The sequence below is a fragment of the bacterium genome, from assembly GCA_040755795.1.
Taxonomy (GTDB): domain Bacteria; phylum UBA9089; class CG2-30-40-21; order CG2-30-40-21; family SBAY01; genus JBFLXS01.
Genome location: JBFLXS010000048.1, coordinates 1 through 16,713, shown reverse-complemented (window position 1 = coordinate 16,713; position 16,713 = coordinate 1). Strand labels below are relative to the sequence as shown.

Genomic DNA, 16,713 nt, shown 5'->3' with positions numbered 1-16,713 from the left:
TTGATAGCAAGATAAAACTTTGAGAGACCACAAAACTCTGACCACCGCACAGTCCCCCGCCGTCAACTGCAACGCAGGGTTAGACAAAAGCTCTGATTCGCTGTCTTTTCCTTTTCCTCTGCCTCACCGAATTATTATGCATTCCAAGTCGTATCCAATTGGACTCTAAAGAAAAAATTTAAAAAAGTGCTTGACTTTTATATGGTAGTCTGACCCCACTCCTCGCCCTGAATCTCATACATTCGAAGGTCGTTTAATCTGTTCCAAGGCGCTTTGGACTGCGCCGTGGAGATACAACACATCTATTCCCAGGATTATATTGGTAAACCCTTGCTCAATACGCTGATTTGCTTGTTCCGGGGAAACTGTGATGATACCGCAGGGTTTACTATCATTTTTACAAGCTGCCAATACCTTCTGTATAGCATCTTCTACCCTCTGATCACCGGTTTGGCCAAGTATTCCCATACTTCCGGATAGGTCAAGAGCTCCGACCATAACCGAGTCTACGCCTTTGACCTTGAGGATATTTTCAATATTTTCAACCGCTGTAATGTGTTCGATCATGAGAATCGTCATTACTTCTTCATCTGCGGTTTCAAGGTATTCTCCCATATGAAGTCCATAGCATTGTGCCCGTGAAAGGCCTGCGCCCCGTTCTCCCCAGGGTGGGTACTTCATAGCACGAACCGCATATTCGGCTTCCTCTCGTGTATTCACCAATGGAATAATGATTCCATCAGGACCCGTATCCAGTGCCCGTTTAATCATGGTTTTATCGTTCCATGGAACACGGATCACTGTACTTACATCAGAACCGTTGGTTGCCTGAAGCATGGTCAACACATTATCAAGATTAAGTGCTGTATGTTCGGTTTCGAACCACAGCCAGTCGAGTCCTATATGGGACATAATCTCCGCTACTACAGGACTGTTTATTGTAATTGTTGCTCCTATACAAACCTTTCCAGCTGCAAGATCGCGTTTTAATCTGTTTGGGTCTCTTTGGCCTTTTGCATTCATCTCTTTCTCCTCCTCTTATTTAAGTTTATCTTAAACCAGACTCCTATATATTGTTTATTTAGCGTCCAGTACTTCCAGTAAGCGTCTCCTAACTTCCGGATCCTTGGCGTTCTCAGCGATATTTCGCTGGGTCACTCCTGCAAAGTCCTCAATATCACTTCGTCCTCCCTTGGACACAAACCATCGCGCCTGATCCAAATATCCCTCGAAGCGGTCAGGACTGGCCATCGTAGCTCTCAATACAGTATCGTGCATTGCTGTCAGACCGTTTACCAAAGGGATTTCGTTAATTGCATCCGTCAGCCTTTGAGGTGTCATTCGCTTTGCGCACATCTTTAAGATATCAAGGTGGTTAAAAACTGCTGCTCGTATAATTGCCTGCACACCCATTGGATGCTTTTCGTGAAGAGTAGGGTCAGCGCCTTTTTCAAGAAGATATTCGGCCAACTGGTTCCGAAGAGAGGCAACAGCAGGAATTGTTGGCAACCCGTTATTTCCGGTTACTGTAACAATAAGAGGAGGTTGCTGGAGAGGACCTCCCAGGCGGTTTACCTCAGCTTTCCGTATTTCAATAAGGTCTTGGACTAGATCAAGGGTTTCCTGAACTGCATTCTCCTCATGGGCAGCTTTCTTTATTCCCTTCTCAATGACGCTGACAAGTTCATCGCTTAACTTTTGAGCAGATACCTGGTCATCAGGAATAACCGGAGCGATTTTTTTAAGATAGGTTTCGTAATAAGCTCTTTTTTCCTCAACAGAACTGTCGTACGGCCGGATTACATCCTCTATTGCATAATTTTGAAATTGAGAAGCAAGCTCCATCGGTCCAAGTCCTCGCGCTGTAGTAATTGATGTGGATGCTCCCCTTCTTAAAACCATTTCAGCGAGTTTAAGATGTCCATAGAAGACTGCCTGGAGAAGAATGGTATGACCATTTAAATCCCATACTGCATCGAGGTGCTCCGGGTGATGATTAAGGAGAATCTCAGCCGTTTCAAGGTTACCCGACTGTCCTGCTAAATGAACTGGTAGAGCTTCAGATTCCCGGTGTCCCATCCCAATATCTGCAGGATGAGTTTCGTTGTTAAGAAGCAGTTTAACTATTTCTGTATGACCACGGACTGAGGCCCATAAGAGAGGCGTCCAACCATCAGAATCATACTGGTTAGGATTGTTTCCTTCCTTTAACCATGTGGTTAACTTAGTCACATCTCCGGCCCGAGATGCCCTAATACCTTCTAAAATTGCGAGCTCTGAGTTTGCTACCGTCCTACTAACTCCATTTTCGTTCATTCTTACTTACCTCCTTATACTTCAGACTCGCATCACAATATTCCTTCTACCATCCATACCGCTTCAACCCATTCTCCAACATATTAACAAACTGCTCCCCAAATTCATGAGAACACTGGAGTGAACGGGCTGTAATAAATGGATAGTCAACAATAACCGATGTTTCTTTACCAAAATTTCCGTGATACTGTCCTTCATGACCTACGGCATCAGAAAGGATGTATTCAAGGACATATGGCGGTGGCCCCATATTGAAATCGGTGCCCACAAAACCAGTTCCATCATGATAATCATACTCAATACAGTGTCCGGTGACATGCTTACCTCTGATAATAGGAATTCTCTCATTAAAGTCACGGGCAAATACAAGTGTAGCCACGCCGTAGCAGATTGCCGCAATCGGCTTATTGTATTTGTAAAAGCCTAAGATAATATCATGTACTCGTTGATTGTTGACTACATCAACTATTGGCCCGCTTCCACCTACAATAAGAAGAGCGGCATATTCTTCATTCATTTTAGCCTGAAGTTCCTTTACGGTTTTGAAATATTCTTCCCATTTACGGAGAAAGTTCTCAGTGCTAAAATATGGTCTTTCTGGTATCCATGTGGAAATATTGATTGGATTGTCAAGTTTTGGACTATCTTTGATTGCTCTAACCTGATTTGCATCAAATTCTGTTGTTACACGAATCCCAAGTGGTGGATCCCAGTAAGAGGTGTCATAACTTGGAGGGAGTGCAATGGGACGCTTCCCTTTAGGTGTGGCAAACACAAGCTCATAGCCAGCTTCCTCAAGCTTTACCATTGGCCCTGTAAGTTCAACTCCCCAATACCCAAAGTTTGAAAGAATAGTGAGAATTTTTTTTGACATTATAGCCTTCTTCCTAATAACCGCAGTTTCTCCACCCTTCTGAGATATAAGATAGACAATGCCACCGATTTCTATTCATCTCCGCTACCTTTTTGGTAGGCGATGCCCACCCTACATTTTTCTCACTCTTTTTGCAATACCACAAACCCATTAGCAGGAATGACTACATCTATCCGACCATTGGATGAAGAGATAGTATTTCCAGAGTTCCCGACATTATCACCACCATAAACTGAAGCATCGCTATTAAAGACCTCTTGCCAGCTACCATTGCTTGACCGCAGATTCTCAATCACATAACCTGAATTAAATGCACGATTATTGAGGCTGGCTGCAACCAGCAGCTCTTCTGTATCATCCCAGCGTCTGAAGGCAATCACCCGGTTATCATTATGAACATGAACAACATCAATCTGATGTGACCGCAACCCAGAATGACTAAGCCGAAAGTGAATCAGATCTTGATAGAATTTGAATAGTCTCTGACCATTTTCCTCTCGCTCTTTAAGCAGATTTTCCCTATGTTCTAAGAAGGTATCATATTTATACTCCTTTTGAGCACCAATCTCCTCACCCATAAGGAAGAGTGGTGTACCGGGCGAGGTCATAGCCATTCCAAAGACAAACCGGCAGCGTGCCTCAGCAAAAGAGCGGGTTTTTCCAAAAAGCCGTGCTCTATTTACCGCCATAACAATTGTTCGGCTGGAATACTCTGAGTTTCCTGCTTCATCATGTGATTCATGATAGACAACCTTTTTATGAGCAGCCGCATTAAGTACCCCTTCAAAGTAGTTCATCGCAAGTGGCCGATCATCACCGCATCCGGCCATCAAGAGCAATTTGGCAAAATCCAAACCGCGACCTGTATCACCAATAAGGTGGTGGTAGAAGTTTGCATACCAGACTGCATCAAATCCTAAGCCACCAATATCCTGTGGTTTTGTCACCATATCCCATTCGGAATGGTCCTCTGCGGTGAGAATTACATTTGGTTTAATGAACTTCAAGGTACGGGTCAATTCTCTAAGAAATTTTTGTCCGAAGATATTAACATTATCTGCCTTTCTGCCATCAGCGTGAATGACATTATAAGCATGAATAGAGGTAGTTTGATCAAAACGGAAGCCATCAACATGGAACTCCTGCATGAGTGCCACAGCACTGGAGATAAACATCTTCCTCACCATCTCATCCCAATAGCGTGGGGCATATCCGGTTGACATATTGTCGATATAGCCTCCATCGGAAGATTTATAGTCAGAAGCCCTCCCTTCATACCAATAGTAAATATTTTCTTCTGGAGCATCAGAGTCATAGGCCCATTCAGCCCGTTCAGCAAAGTGGTGGTAATGATTATACACCACATCTAATATCACTGCCATACCTCGGCGGTGACATTCCCTGACAAAATACTTGAACTGATCTCTTCCACCCGAGCTGTACTCAATAGCAAAGTAATGCGAAGTGCCGTATCCCCAGGATGCCCAGCCTTCAAACTCATTCATCGGCAATAGCTCAATGGCATTAACCCCCAGCTCCTTCAAGTAATCAAGCAATGCAATCGCATCACTGATATCTCCTGGCTCACCCCTGCAATTCCAGATAGCTCCGATATGCAGCTCATAAATGACCAGATCCTCAATTCGCTGTGGTAAAGGATGCTCAGTGTCAAATTCATCCTTCCAGAATTCTTCTTCTGGCACAAACTTTGTTTCCGACCAGACTGGTTCCTTGAACTCTTTAGTCACTGTTTCCGGATCAACCCACCACTGAACAACTCTTTGAACCATCAAGATTTTTAATATCGCCGCAATACGCTTCTCCATTGGGATCCCACTTACCACTACCAATCTGGCAGCGGGAATACAAATCCGTTCGATAGGCAACATTTCCTCCCTTTTTTGTAATCCTGAACATATAGGGTTTATGGTCAAAACTGGCAAAATCTGCCAATTCGGAAGATGCCTTTGTCTCCCAGACACCATCCCTTCCACGAGACATCTTAAGCGGTGAAAAGCTTTGGTCTATACCCGTGCCATCATCGGCAATGTATCCAGTCTTTTGGCTTCCAAACACGACTTCAACATTTTGGGCATTTGGTGCCCAGACAGCAACGCGGATACCTAGCTTAGATTTTTTGGTAGAGTGGTATTTATTAGCCCCCAGTCTTCGGCAGTGGGTTAGGTAATACCTCTCTTCCTCTGTATCAGATTGAAGGATAAAAGCCCGATACCGCTCTTGCGACCTATGGTCATTGATCTCATTTAAAATTCCCCAGAGGTCTTTACCGGCAGGTCCGTCTATCACCACACCCCAGCGAAATTGCCGGCCAAGCTCAGAGTCATTGAATTTGACTATCGCACTAAAACACTGACAGCCATCCTCTCCAATTCCCTGCTTCATCGGAACAGATGTCCACTCCTCAGAATATCGACTATGAATATCCCAACTGCCAATTAACCGGGCATTACTAAAAATATCACCTTTTATACCGGTTAAATAAACAAAGCGAACCGAAATGCTCATGAACTACCACCTCCTTGTTTATAATCCTTATTAGGAATAAACTCTACCTCCACCTCTACATCTTTACCTACATCAACTTCAACCTGAAAGGTATCACGATTTACATTAGAATGTTCTACACCATTAACAAACACTTTGCCCATCTTCAATGATCCTTTAGGCAGATAGTCAGGCATCACATTAAAGGTGTCGTTTGCCCTCTGTGGACATGGTTTGAAATATAGCCTGAATGGCACCTTGCTTACAAAGGTACGGATATAGAGTTGAGCGAGGAAGTTCAACTCAAAGACATGATAGCCTGATTTTGAGTGACTGCCCTTCATTGCCCGAACCTCTTTGGTATAAGGGAGTCCATCATCGGTAACATCAAAATAGACATCTCCATAATCAAAATCAAGATAACTCATATTCCAGAAGGCAATTGATTCCCGGGCACGCTGGAGATAGTCAGGCCTTCCGGTAGCACCATACATAATAAGATATGCCAAGATAGCCTGCTCTTGCTGCCACCATGCCTTACGGTTATGCCAGGTGAACTCAATGGGCATATTATTCTTGGGTTCTCTCTCAACTACATCAAAGCAACCGCCGCGAATCCGGTCAAGGCCATAAATCTGCATCGCATCACCCAGCTTTATAGCTAAGTCAAGATACTCCTTTTTCCCCAGTAGGTTAAATACCCTGGTTAAGTTCCATGAAATTTTAAGGTTATGTCCAACAACCGCACGGTTCTGCTGCCATTTATATGTTTTATCAGGTGTCCAGTCACGGTAAAAGCGCTCTTGAACATAGGGGATATTCAGATTAGGGTCGGGGAACTTTTCTGTGATCAGGTCTGCCACCTCTTCCTGCATAGCCTTGCATTGCTTATATAATTCGGAAAACTCATCATTAGCGATATTCTCTATAGCAAGCATCAGGTTTAACAGATAAGCCGGTGTGTGGTCACCAATGGAGTTCCAATTCTTCTTACTGCAGTTATCTCCAAGGACTGGCGTATCAGGTCTTAAGGTTGCATAATCTACATGAGAGAAATAGCCCCTTTGCTCTCTATCCAGAAATCTCTGATTAAAAAACTCTATTGTTCGCTTGATATCTTGAAGTGTCTCCCAATCATTGCTAATCCTATAGAATTGGGTAAGACCTGCCAGGGCATAGATCTGTTCATAGAGCGGGATGGCATTATAATCGTCCCCAAATTGGGATGGGAGTATCTTTTGGCCATTGCGGTAGCCAAAAGCCCAGACAACAAAAGAACCGTCATGGCTCTCGGTTCTGAAGGTATCCCGTTGATATTCCACACCTCTTTTGGCAGCCCAGTAATACCGCTCATTTCCTGTCATCAGGTAAGCAGATGATATACCATAAATCAACCGCGATAGAGTAGCACATTCCTGAATAGGATCTTTTTCTTTAGAACCAATATATGAGAGATTTGTCTGATATTGAGTAAAATCAAATTCATGAATTGTGGGCCCGAATAAATTTAAGAGCCAGGTATCTGCCAGGGCAGTTATCTGGGTTAACCACCAGTGTGTCTCCTCAAAAAGGTAATTTCCTTCTTGATTATGAAATAAGGTTATCTCACGAGCATCAAACCTTTCTACATCCTCATGAATCTGGTAAATACCATAGGCGGCTACCAGCAAGTCCTTTTTAATGTAACGACCGAGTCTGCCCCCCGGATTGTCAACATAATTTTCCGGAGGAGCAATCCTGTTTCTATCTAGTTTGTCAAAATTACGGATAAAACTATAATATGTTTCATCCCCCACAAAGACATCAAAGACATCCCCGCTTAGACATCGCACCTTAAAATGGCAACTCGGTGCATCTACTTCCTCCACTATACCCATTATCCTTAAACTGTGTGTAAAATTTCTCATTTACTACCTCCTTTCTAATTGATTTAAAAACTCTTTGATAAAAGTATCCGAATGATCGCTCATCCGACCGGTAACCAGATTACCATCCACATGGACATCCTTATCTACATAAGTAAACCCTGCGTTTCTCACATCATCTATAATATTATAGGCACAGGTTACCTCTTTTGCCTTGACTATATCTTTGAAACTGGCAAGCAGCCACATGGAATGACAGATAACGCCGATAAGATGTTTTTCAGATTGCAGTATTTTTTCAAGCAGGGCTCTGGGTTCAGGCCTTTCCAACACACCTGGTTCTTTCTCCTTCATCAGCCACCAGCGCAACCGATCTATCCAGTATCCCCCAGGAAAGAGGAAACCAAGAAAATCATCAATATTTACTTCATCAATGCTCAGATCGACAACCAGCCGATAGACAGGTTCATTACCCAATGGGATACTCTTTCTTTCACCATTATCCCATTCCTTATTTGTGGTAATTAAGAGAGGGAGATAACCAGCCTTTTTGACCTCTTTGATAATGGTGTGATAACTTTTAGCGACCCACTCATCCTCAATAAATATACCAATCTTTTGGCAATTCATTTAATCCCCACTTCCTTATTTACTGATAGGAATTTGCTTTTTGAGGTATTTTGGATACCCCCTTCAATACCCCCTTCCCTTTTGCTCATTATGGGGATATTTTAGCATAAGTTTTATCTTATGTCAATAAAAATTTATAAAATTTTTGGTCCGATCACCAAAAAGATCAAAAATTAGGCTCAAAAATATTTTTGATGAAGCAAAAACGAGAAGGATTCATTTTATCTATCAGATTTTGGACACACTTATCCTGACTGGTTGGCTTTGGTTGGGAAAAAGTAGGGTTAAGAAACAGGTGAGAATTCAGGCAGGGTATCATCCTCCAGAGGCATTTGCCATGGTAGAACCATTTCTTAGGTTTTGGCATGGTCTTCAGGATTTCCTCAATATCCTCTTTTTTGCAAATAATCTCTAACATCCGCATATTACCACCACATTCTGGACACTTCAACGGATCCACCTCATATATCCGAAAGATGTCCTTTCTCCAGCTCTTACGATAATCACTCCTCATACCATAGTATCTTCTATCTGGTGAAAGACACCCCACCGTAGCAATAATATGGATATGAGGATTCCAGGTTAGTCTATCTCCGGCAGTCTGAATGACAGCGATTATTCCAGGATATGCCTCTTTGTGCCCACTCATCTGTTGCATATAGTAAGTCAGCGTATCAGCAGCACATGCGGCTAAATCTCCCAGTAACTCTCGATGGAATCTAAAACACCACCGCAAACACGCGGGAATAGTAAATACCCAATGCCTATGCTCTACATTGAACAATACCTCCTCAAATAACCATTCACTCCACTCTAACAATCTCTTCTGTCCACACGAAGGGCACATCCTGGTTTTGCACGAAAAGGGTACTAAAAATCTATGCCCACACTCCTCACATTCCACATAAGCAAATCCATCCTTTGGCTTGCCACAGCGTAAAAACTTATCTACTACCTTATCTACCACAAATCTGAAGTTACCATAAGTCTTGCGGAATCTTTCATCATAGCAGCTACAAAAATCTCGATAATGATTGGCAAATATCTGGTAAAATCTGGTATCTAAATGATATCTTGGTGTGTATATGCCCTCAATCATCATATCTCTCCTTTCTCCAAAGAGATATATAATACATATGTTCTATTTAATGGGTAAAAAAATATCCCCCTCTAAAATCTCCTATACAGACCAATGACTTTTCCCTGAATTATAATATCCTCTGCATGGACGATTATTGGTTCCATATTGGAATTAGCAGGTTGTAATCTTATTCTATCCGACATCTCACGGTAGAAATACTTCACCGTTGCATCTTCTGTGCCAATAAGGACAACAACTATATCACCATTATCTGCTACCTTTTGTCTCCTAACAATCACATAATCCCCGGGTAAAATCCCTGCCTCAATCATACTCTCTCCTTGATAAACAAATCAACCTTTACGGTTTTCAATTTATTCATTGTGCCCTTGTTGCAACCTTTTCTTATCCTTGCGATTTCTTCTGCTTTATTTGGGCCATTTCCAATAGTCAGTTCATTCATTATGCGTTGTATTTCATTTTGTGCCTGTTCGCTGATTGTATCGCCTACCACAAACTGTTTTTGCGCAACCGAAAAGTTTAAGCTGGCAAGTGTTTCTGCTACAGGTTCAAAAATAGAAGTGCCAAAAGTGGTATTTAAAGAATGGATAAAAGAAAATAGTGCCATTCTATCCTGCCCAAGCAAACGATAATGGAATGGCATATTATTTGTTTCTGGTTTATACGATTGAAATTTATTTCTCAGACTTTCCTTGACAGTATTTTCAATTTTCTTTATTTGTTCCCTTGTAAGAACCATCTTATTTCCCCTTTAAGTGAAAAATTGTTTCTGCATAGGCGTTAGCTCTATCTTTTTCCACTCTATTTAGTACAGGACGCTTAAATCTATTAACAATCTTCATTTCAGCAAACTGAGCAATATTAGGATAAAGATTAAATTTGTCATTGGCCACTAAAAAAATGTCATAATCTTTTTGAAGATATTTTTTACAGTTCTTTAGAACTTCTGCTATACCTATAATATAGGAATCCCTTGCTTCTTTTCCCTGACCTTTAAATAGAGGACCAATTTCTAATTCATCTTTTCGCTCAAATCCAAAAATTTCGTATGCATAAGCATGCTGTTCGTGATAATCAATAAGGCCAACATAAGGGGGACTTGAAAAAATTCCTTTAATCCTCTGTTTCAACAACAATTTTGCAAACTCAAGATTTTTCTTTTTAATCTCTTCATAGATATCTATCGTTCTACTATCGCCCCTCAAACAGATTTGAAGGGTGTTGGTTCTCAAATTATCGAATTCTTTGAGTCGATGTAATGTATCTATGGTATATCTGTGCCACCAAGCTAAAATAGAAAATAATGGTTTACAGATTTTTCCATGCTTTTTACAGTAATATGTGGTAGGAGGCATGTGCGAATTTTATGAAGATAAAAAAGAAGTAAAGAAAAACGGCTAACATTCCGAAATACAATATGAGAAGTGAAAATTATATTGTATTAAAAGGAGGATATGTTAGCCATGTATATTATCGGCAATTTGGTGGAAGAACTTAAGGTTCAAGATGAAGTTAAGGTAGCGTGTTGTACTAAATGTGGATCGACTTTTGTTGGAGAAAACAGAATCTATATACGGAATGTGAAACAAGGCAAATCCAAGAGGGGAGAAATAGCAAAAGAGGAGGTGGTGCAGCTTTATTGTAAGAGATGTGGAAATTTGTTTATCTTACTACCAGATATTTGTTTCAAGTATCTACGGTATGAAAAGGATGTTGTCTTAGAAACTCAGGATTTAATTGTTTCGGGAAGAACAACACCGGGATATGCAGCGAGTCATGTGAGTAAAGGAACATTATAGCAAATGCATCGGACAACCCCGATGAGATGGACTCAAAAGGTATCCGAAAAGAATCCAATTTTGGTTCTTAATAGGAAAATAGGTTGCCACCTATCTGGTGTTCTCTGTCTTGATGAGGTGCACTATCGAGTTAATGGTAAGAAAGTATGTGGATTAGCGGCTATTGATCCTAATGGGAATTGGTTGGTTCATTTCAAGCAAGTCAAGAGACGGGATAAAGATACAATTAGAAAATTTCTCCAAGAGATCAAGGAGACCTATCTTGGAGAAGATATACTATTTTTTGTAACGGATGGATATAAAGGTTATATAGAACCTATGATGGAACTATTCCCAAGAGCTAAGCATCAGTTATGTAAGTTCCATGTAATGAGAGATATAAACAAAGAGATTAGGCAATATGTGGAAGAGAAAAGAAGAAAGCAGAGAAGCAGATTACCCAAGCCACAAAAGAAATAACTAAAGAAGTTACCCCAGAAGAGAAGAAAGAGCTAAAGGAGATTAAACAAAATTTAATTGAGCTTGAAAAGATTCAGATTGATGCTCGTATTAAGCCGAGCCAACTCCAATTACTTGATGTACTTCAGGCAGATAATATCTATACAGCATCACGGCTTTTTAAAAATCTCCAGGATACACCTTGGCTTTATGAAGGAACACCGCTGGAAAGATGGGTAGAATTTATTAATGAGAATTGGAGCAAACTTACACTTCATTATGATTATCCTGAAGTCCCAGCTACAAACAATGTAGTGGAACAGTTCTTCAGTCAATTTCGGAAGGTTGAAGACCAAAGATCATTTCGGAGATCAGAAGGAAAATATTCGGGAAGGATTGGTGCACTTGCTATTGAGTATAACTTCTCACCACTTAAATCAGGTTGTCATGAGGGACAAAGTAGAATAGAGGTGTGCGGTGTAAAGTTAAAAAAGAACATATTGGCACAAGCTATTGATTTTTATATGGTTGGAGCTCCATAAAATTCGCACATGTGTCAATAATTATTAATATTAAGACAATAAAAATGTATCTTTTCATTTTGTGTAATTCTACCTTTTTTGTGGTTAGCCTAACGATTGAGTTCAACGGCGGCGGGGAGAATTACCACAAAAGTTTGATAGCAAGATAAAACTTTGAGAGACCACAAAACTCTGACCACGTCACAGCCCCCGCCGTCCGCTGCAGCGACTGGTTAGCCCATCTGTTCATCCTTGATATCTTCATCTTCAAAGTCTTCAGTGGTGTTATCGTCTGATACAGATACTTCACGGGGAATCGATTTGCCCATTGCCTGTTCAATACGACCAAGCAAAGCGGATTCGCGTGCTTTAAAGAAATCACCGAAATTATCAGAATACATTGTTTCAGGTTGAATTAAATGAGATTTAAGTATCTCTTCGAGTTTATTGGCATCAATACCAGTATGACGCTGGATACGCCTCAAATAGTCACTTGGAGCGTTACTACTGATAATACGGTTAGTTTTGGCAGACAATGGGGTTTTGTTTACAATGCTGTCGCAATGTTGAGCATCGATCCCATTTTGTTTGCACCAGTCTTGCGGAAAAATATGATGTATGTCAATTCGATCATCAAAATAAAGCTGTAAGCTGATTGAATCACCCGTGCGGAAATCTTGACAACCATCTCGCATGAGAAGAATGTAAATCCCTTTGTATGCAGCGCTATTACGAGTTCGCAATGTCAACAATCGTGTTGGTACAAAGTTGGCATCTAAAATTGTTGATGGTTCCGTTCTTTTATTGTCAATCCAATCTAACATTTCCGGTACATCTTTGGCAAATCGTGTTTCGATTGCACCACCATATAACTCACCCAAAACACCACACCAGTACCAACGAGCTATTTTTGTCTTTACCCCAATGTTTTCCCAGTCATCAAGCACTGCAAGGATTGAGGCAAGTGGTATTACTTGTGTGCGATATGGTAAGTCTCTGGCACTAAAAATGTTCTGTGCTTGAAGAAATCGTGCAGCACGCTCAAAACCTTCAGCTACCACATCAACCCAATATTGATAATCAGTAAGTGAAAGTCGAAGTATGTCTTTACGCTTACAACTGATACCAGGTGCGTTCTCGGGTAAGGTACCTGTATCAATACTCTGATTACGGCGTGCTCGTGTGGCAAGCAACGTAATAGATTGCAGAAAATCATCACTTTGGATGTTCTCCAAAACATTATGCTTTTTCAACCGTTTTTCATGTTTATCCCAGTCCTCCCGAAGTAAGAAGTTATCAGATGCGTAGGTAGCTGTAAGTAATTCAAAGACCGTTAAAGATACTCCTCCTGTATTTACCTTTTCAAAAACCTGACAAACGGCTTCTTTGGGTGTCTCCTTTCGCAGTATTATCAATGGAACCTGATACTGTTTGAAACGGTCAATAATCTCAACCTCAAATATATCAAACTGTTTACTCTTTTCAGAATCGTGTCCCCAAAACTTGTTGTATTCTCTCCGCCAGTCTGAACAATCAAATATCTGTGCAAATGGAAATAGTCCTGATTCATATTCCTTCTCTGGTAAGGAATAATCATTAATTACCTCTCCACGGAAATTTCGAATAATGCGGTCTTCAGGTAAAGCTCGGATTGCTTCATCCCGATCACCATTTGGACTCAATGCCTTTTCAATATCCACATAGTACCAGCATTTAATCTGCTTACCACGAACATCCTTTGTGGTAACAGCTTGACCAAAAAGAAGAGATTGAAACAGTGAAGTAAGTCGCTGTTGACCATCAAGGATAAGACGTTCAGGTTCTGGAGGGGAGGCAATAGTAACTCCTTCAACAAGGCGAGGCTTGAGCCGAATGTCTGGATTGCCAGATTGAAGCATCATCACTGCACCAATTGGATAAGAAAGGGAGATACTTACAAGCAGACTACGGATGTGTTCGTCATCCCAAATCCAGCCACGCTGAAAATCAGGGAGTTGTGTTTTCCCCTTCTGGATACTTCGTAATATATCAAGTAATGATTCTTTAGTGCTGTCAAAAGTCGTAACTGAACTCATCTAACTTCCTCTGATTCTAATCAGATAATGTTTTTATAATATGTTGTAGTTTAGTAACAATTTCAGGGGTTTCCTTTAATTCACAAAGAGGGGTTAATTGCTCAATGATATAATCAATATTCAGATTTTCTCCCTGCCGTTCAACAATCCCTTCAACATCCATCCAATCTTTTGTCCGGTCAGCAAATGCTTTGAGGACGATAAGATCTTCAGCAGAACAAGTAATTAAAGAACAATTAGGGTAAAAAGAAAATGGTGTAGCACGATTAATCATTTGAGTTTCAAAGGGTAACCCTGAAAGAGAAACATCGACAGAAACACCATTTGAAGCATACAACAACAAAACTCTTTTGGTGAGTGCAAAATTCAAGGCATCGGGTATTCGGGCATTAAAGGTTTCTAATAGTATAGTTACATAGTGTTCCTCATTCCCAAATCCAGACAAAAGGGAGACATCAATATCCTGAGTCATTCGTATTTCACCCCATCGAAGGACAGCCAATCCGCCAATAAAGCAAAATGGCCATTTTCTTGCTTCCATAATCTGTTGAAATTCCAATCCTGCCTGGAATAAAGGATTCATAGCTCCCTTTATTGTTGTTCTGTGCATATTTTTAACTATCCCATTTTTTCTCTAAACTTTATAAAAATCTGTTGTTGTTCAACCAAACCACTATTCAAACGAACCTTACTATGTTCACAAGCATATTGCAGCATTTCGTTAACTATTACTTGATTTTTTTTATAGTCGTATGATTGCAACTCATTTCGTTTTACTTTTGCCAAAGCCTCGCCAGCTATTTTCCAGATTTTAATCCACTTTCTAATTTCTTCTTTGTTAGTATTTACCATAATTTTTTTACCTTCTCCCGTTTTTTTGATAATTGTTTAGGGCTAACGATAAAGTTCAGGTGCGGCGGGGAGAATTACCACCAAACTTTGTAAACAAGATAAAAGATTGAGATACCACAAAACTCTAATTACGGCACAGCCTCCGCAGTCAGGCGCAGCGAATGGTTAGGGTTTTTGCTTTTAGTGCAATTTATATTTCGGTTTTTGTAAGTTTTCGGACCCAAATCCAATGTAAAATAAAAAGAGTGACGCATACAATGATGAGCAAACCATTTGTCAATAGAGAACTGTATGCTCGGAGTTGCTCTCGCCGGACTACATCAACCTTGGTAGTTTCGTACATTGTACGAATGGTCTGGTCATCTGGAACATAGACAGGTGCTGAGTGTTGCTGTTCCTTTTGCTGTAGTGGCTTCAGGGTGTCCATCTTGTAGGTTTCAAATGACGCTAAGTTCGGTTCGTTTTCACCCCAATAGCATCGAGAATGCAAAGGATCACTTAGTTCAATTATAGCATTGACTATCGAGCCCAAGCAAATAAGAAAAGTAATAATTGTAGTCAAGCAGACGCTATACCCATAGATTTGAGCAATTTTGTGTGATTTTTCCATCTTTCCTCCTAAATAACCTAATGATTGAGCTCAGCCGCCGAGCGTAGCTGAGGTCGGCTGCAGCGAGTTGTTAGACAACGAAAGACAAATAAATTTGCTATTCTGATTCTGAGACTCTCTGAATTCCATGATTCAGCAATTTGTCGAAAAGCCCCTTGTCCATTGCTATAGCTATAATCAAATATGATATGACAAGACAGCTATACTTAAATATTTCCTTGCTTGTCAAACTATGCACGCCATTAAGAAATGCTCCAACTGCGTAGACTGCTGTAAAAATTGCAATTCCTATCGCAACTCTTTTATGGATTTTGCGAATAGAATTTATATCCATATAAAATTTTTTAGAAGTTTTTAATAGGAAATAGGCTGAGAAATAAAATACAATCCATATAAAAACTAAAAGAAGTAAAGATGTAGTCAGAAATGGAAAAATCTTACTTTTATCAATAGAATATAAATAAAATGGCCAAAAGAGAACAACCAAGAGTGCACCGATAGGAGCAGCTAAAAGGAAATCCACACCAAATGCATGGATGTATTGTACCATTTTTAATCTGTCTATAAATGCACCTTTAAACTCCGCCTTCACAGATGGGCGCGTAAAATACCATGAACCCAAGAAAGTAAATGCGAGAAAACACGCTGTTAAAATGACCTCATCAATATCCAACTTCCCCTCAGAAATCCTCTGTATAAGTACTGAAACAGCACCAAAGGATAGAAGAAATGAAAAAACGATAAATATTACTCGAGCTAAGTTCAAATGTTTAAGGATTCCGATACCCACAAACATCACAAGTACAGCAATTATTCCCAGTCCACATCTTTCAGAGACTGAGACAGGTTTTGATGGCTTGCCCAAAAGAATTGCCAATATTAATAGAATAGCTAAAAAAATGGTCAGCCAACCAAATATCTTTATGCCCTTACTGCTTTTAACTATCATACTGACTCTTCCGCTTATATATGAATTTATATCTTCTATTTGCAGTTGTTGTCTAACGACAAAGTTCAGGTGCGGCGGGGAGGATTACCACAAAAGTTTGATAGCCAGATAAAACTTTGAGAGACCACAAAACTCTGACCACCGCACAGTCCCCCGCCGTCAACTGCAACACAGGGT

At 40.5% G+C, this 16,713-nt stretch carries 15 protein-coding genes and 2 pseudogenes; 2 read left to right on the top strand and 15 right to left on the bottom strand.

Annotated elements, in window-relative coordinates; all coding sequences use genetic code 11:
- Positions 1 to 234: 234 nt before the first annotated feature.
- From AB1414_05335 to AB1414_05285, 11 genes and pseudogenes are all read right to left on the bottom strand, one after another.
- Positions 235 to 1,023: an aldolase/citrate lyase family protein gene (locus AB1414_05335; protein ID MEW6606864.1), complete on the bottom strand. Its 789-nt coding sequence runs from the start codon at positions 1,021 to 1,023 to the stop codon at positions 235 to 237.
- A gap of 54 nt (positions 1,024 to 1,077) precedes the next feature.
- Positions 1,078 to 2,316, bottom strand: a complete 1,239-nt coding sequence (locus AB1414_05330) for an ankyrin repeat domain-containing protein (protein MEW6606863.1) — start codon at positions 2,314 to 2,316, stop codon at positions 1,078 to 1,080.
- Positions 2,317 to 2,362: 46 nt separating this feature from the next.
- The gene (locus tag AB1414_05325) at positions 2,363 to 3,190 is read right to left on the bottom strand and encodes a type 1 glutamine amidotransferase domain-containing protein (GenBank protein MEW6606862.1); all 828 of its coding nucleotides are present in this window, start codon (positions 3,188 to 3,190) and stop codon (positions 2,363 to 2,365) included.
- A gap of 122 nt (positions 3,191 to 3,312) precedes the next feature.
- Complete coding sequence (locus tag AB1414_05320) at positions 3,313 to 5,016, bottom strand: alpha-amylase family glycosyl hydrolase (protein MEW6606861.1); 1,704 nt, start codon at positions 5,014 to 5,016, stop codon at positions 3,313 to 3,315.
- Entirely contained in the window at positions 4,949 to 5,716 is a 768-nt protein-coding gene (locus AB1414_05315) for a hypothetical protein (protein ID MEW6606860.1), read from the bottom strand. Before AB1414_05315 ends, AB1414_05320 begins: the two co-directional genes overlap by 68 nt.
- Positions 5,713 to 7,602 (bottom strand): AGE family epimerase/isomerase, encoded by a 1,890-nt coding sequence (locus AB1414_05310; GenBank protein MEW6606859.1) that lies wholly within the window; start codon positions 7,600 to 7,602, stop codon positions 5,713 to 5,715. Before AB1414_05310 ends, AB1414_05315 begins: the two co-directional genes overlap by 4 nt.
- Positions 7,603 to 7,605: 3 nt before the next feature.
- Positions 7,606 to 8,190 carry a DJ-1/PfpI family protein gene (locus AB1414_05305; GenBank protein MEW6606858.1) on the bottom strand — a complete coding sequence of 195 codons (585 nt, stop codon included), beginning with the start codon at positions 8,188 to 8,190 and terminating at the stop codon, positions 7,606 to 7,608.
- Between the two features lie 166 nt (positions 8,191 to 8,356).
- The gene (locus AB1414_05300; protein MEW6606857.1) at positions 8,357 to 9,292 is read right to left on the bottom strand and encodes a transposase zinc-binding domain-containing protein; all 936 of its coding nucleotides are present in this window, start codon (positions 9,290 to 9,292) and stop codon (positions 8,357 to 8,359) included.
- A 68-nt stretch (positions 9,293 to 9,360) separates the two neighbouring features.
- Positions 9,361 to 9,624 (bottom strand): annotated as a pseudogene (locus AB1414_05295) (S24 family peptidase).
- A complete protein-coding gene (locus AB1414_05290) occupies positions 9,600 to 10,031 on the bottom strand; it encodes a TdeIII family type II restriction endonuclease (protein MEW6606856.1) in 432 nt (143 codons plus the stop codon). The pseudogene AB1414_05295 and the gene AB1414_05290 overlap by 25 nt, the downstream one beginning before the upstream one ends.
- Position 10,032: 1 nt before the next feature.
- Positions 10,033 to 10,638: pseudogene (locus tag AB1414_05285) on the bottom strand (site-specific DNA-methyltransferase).
- Between the two features lie 108 nt (positions 10,639 to 10,746).
- Between AB1414_05285 and AB1414_05280 the strand changes: the two are divergent.
- Both AB1414_05280 and AB1414_05275 read left to right on the top strand, forming a co-directional pair.
- On the top strand, positions 10,747 to 11,091 hold the full coding sequence (locus AB1414_05280; GenBank protein MEW6606855.1) for a hypothetical protein: 345 nt from the start codon (positions 10,747 to 10,749) through the stop codon (positions 11,089 to 11,091).
- Between the two features lie 3 nt (positions 11,092 to 11,094).
- Positions 11,095 to 11,550 (top strand): transposase, encoded by a 456-nt coding sequence (locus AB1414_05275; GenBank protein ID MEW6606854.1) that lies wholly within the window; start codon positions 11,095 to 11,097, stop codon positions 11,548 to 11,550.
- Between the two features lie 733 nt (positions 11,551 to 12,283).
- On the opposite strand, the gene AB1414_05270 is transcribed toward AB1414_05275, so the two are convergent.
- The 4 genes from AB1414_05270 to AB1414_05255 all read right to left on the bottom strand — a co-directional run bounded on the left by AB1414_05270 (position 12,284) and on the right by AB1414_05255 (position 16,536).
- The gene (locus tag AB1414_05270; GenBank protein MEW6606853.1) at positions 12,284 to 14,125 is read right to left on the bottom strand and encodes a DUF262 domain-containing protein; all 1,842 of its coding nucleotides are present in this window, start codon (positions 14,123 to 14,125) and stop codon (positions 12,284 to 12,286) included.
- Positions 14,126 to 14,141: 16 nt separating this feature from the next.
- Positions 14,142 to 14,708, bottom strand: coding sequence for a hypothetical protein (locus tag AB1414_05265; GenBank protein MEW6606852.1), 567 nt, complete (start codon positions 14,706 to 14,708; stop codon positions 14,142 to 14,144).
- A 35-nt stretch (positions 14,709 to 14,743) separates the two neighbouring features.
- Positions 14,744 to 14,977, bottom strand: a complete 234-nt coding sequence (locus AB1414_05260) for a hypothetical protein (GenBank protein MEW6606851.1) — start codon at positions 14,975 to 14,977, stop codon at positions 14,744 to 14,746.
- Between the two features lie 707 nt (positions 14,978 to 15,684).
- Positions 15,685 to 16,536 carry a hypothetical protein gene (locus tag AB1414_05255; protein ID MEW6606850.1) on the bottom strand — a complete coding sequence of 284 codons (852 nt, stop codon included), beginning with the start codon at positions 16,534 to 16,536 and terminating at the stop codon, positions 15,685 to 15,687.
- Between the last annotated feature and the right edge of the window lie 177 nt (positions 16,537 to 16,713).

Bases quoted from the DNA above. Each gene is read 5' to 3' on its own strand.
- AB1414_05335 (MEW6606864.1), bottom strand. From the start codon at position 1,023: ATGAATGCAAAAGGCCAAAGAGACCCAAACAGATTAAAACGCGATCTT.
- AB1414_05260 (MEW6606851.1), bottom strand. From the start codon at position 14,977: ATGGTAAATACTAACAAAGAAGAAATTAGAAAGTGGATTAAAATCTGG.
- AB1414_05305 (MEW6606858.1), bottom strand. From the start codon at position 8,190: ATGAATTGCCAAAAGATTGGTATATTTATTGAGGATGAGTGGGTCGCT.
- AB1414_05290 (MEW6606856.1), bottom strand. From the start codon at position 10,031: ATGGTTCTTACAAGGGAACAAATAAAGAAAATTGAAAATACTGTCAAG.
- AB1414_05315 (MEW6606860.1), bottom strand. From the start codon at position 5,716: ATGAGCATTTCGGTTCGCTTTGTTTATTTAACCGGTATAAAAGGTGAT.
- AB1414_05300 (MEW6606857.1), bottom strand. From the start codon at position 9,292: ATGATGATTGAGGGCATATACACACCAAGATATCATTTAGATACCAGA.
- AB1414_05330 (MEW6606863.1), bottom strand. From the start codon at position 2,316: ATGAACGAAAATGGAGTTAGTAGGACGGTAGCAAACTCAGAGCTCGCA.
- AB1414_05310 (MEW6606859.1), bottom strand. From the start codon at position 7,602: ATGAGAAATTTTACACACAGTTTAAGGATAATGGGTATAGTGGAGGAA.
- AB1414_05280 (MEW6606855.1), top strand. From the start codon at position 10,747: ATGTTAGCCATGTATATTATCGGCAATTTGGTGGAAGAACTTAAGGTT.
- AB1414_05255 (MEW6606850.1), bottom strand. From the start codon at position 16,536: ATGATAGTTAAAAGCAGTAAGGGCATAAAGATATTTGGTTGGCTGACC.
- AB1414_05275 (MEW6606854.1), top strand. From the start codon at position 11,095: ATGCATCGGACAACCCCGATGAGATGGACTCAAAAGGTATCCGAAAAG.
- AB1414_05270 (MEW6606853.1), bottom strand. From the start codon at position 14,125: ATGAGTTCAGTTACGACTTTTGACAGCACTAAAGAATCATTACTTGAT.
- AB1414_05325 (MEW6606862.1), bottom strand. From the start codon at position 3,190: ATGTCAAAAAAAATTCTCACTATTCTTTCAAACTTTGGGTATTGGGGA.
- AB1414_05265 (MEW6606852.1), bottom strand. From the start codon at position 14,708: ATGAATCCTTTATTCCAGGCAGGATTGGAATTTCAACAGATTATGGAA.
- AB1414_05320 (MEW6606861.1), bottom strand. From the start codon at position 5,016: ATGGAGAAGCGTATTGCGGCGATATTAAAAATCTTGATGGTTCAAAGA.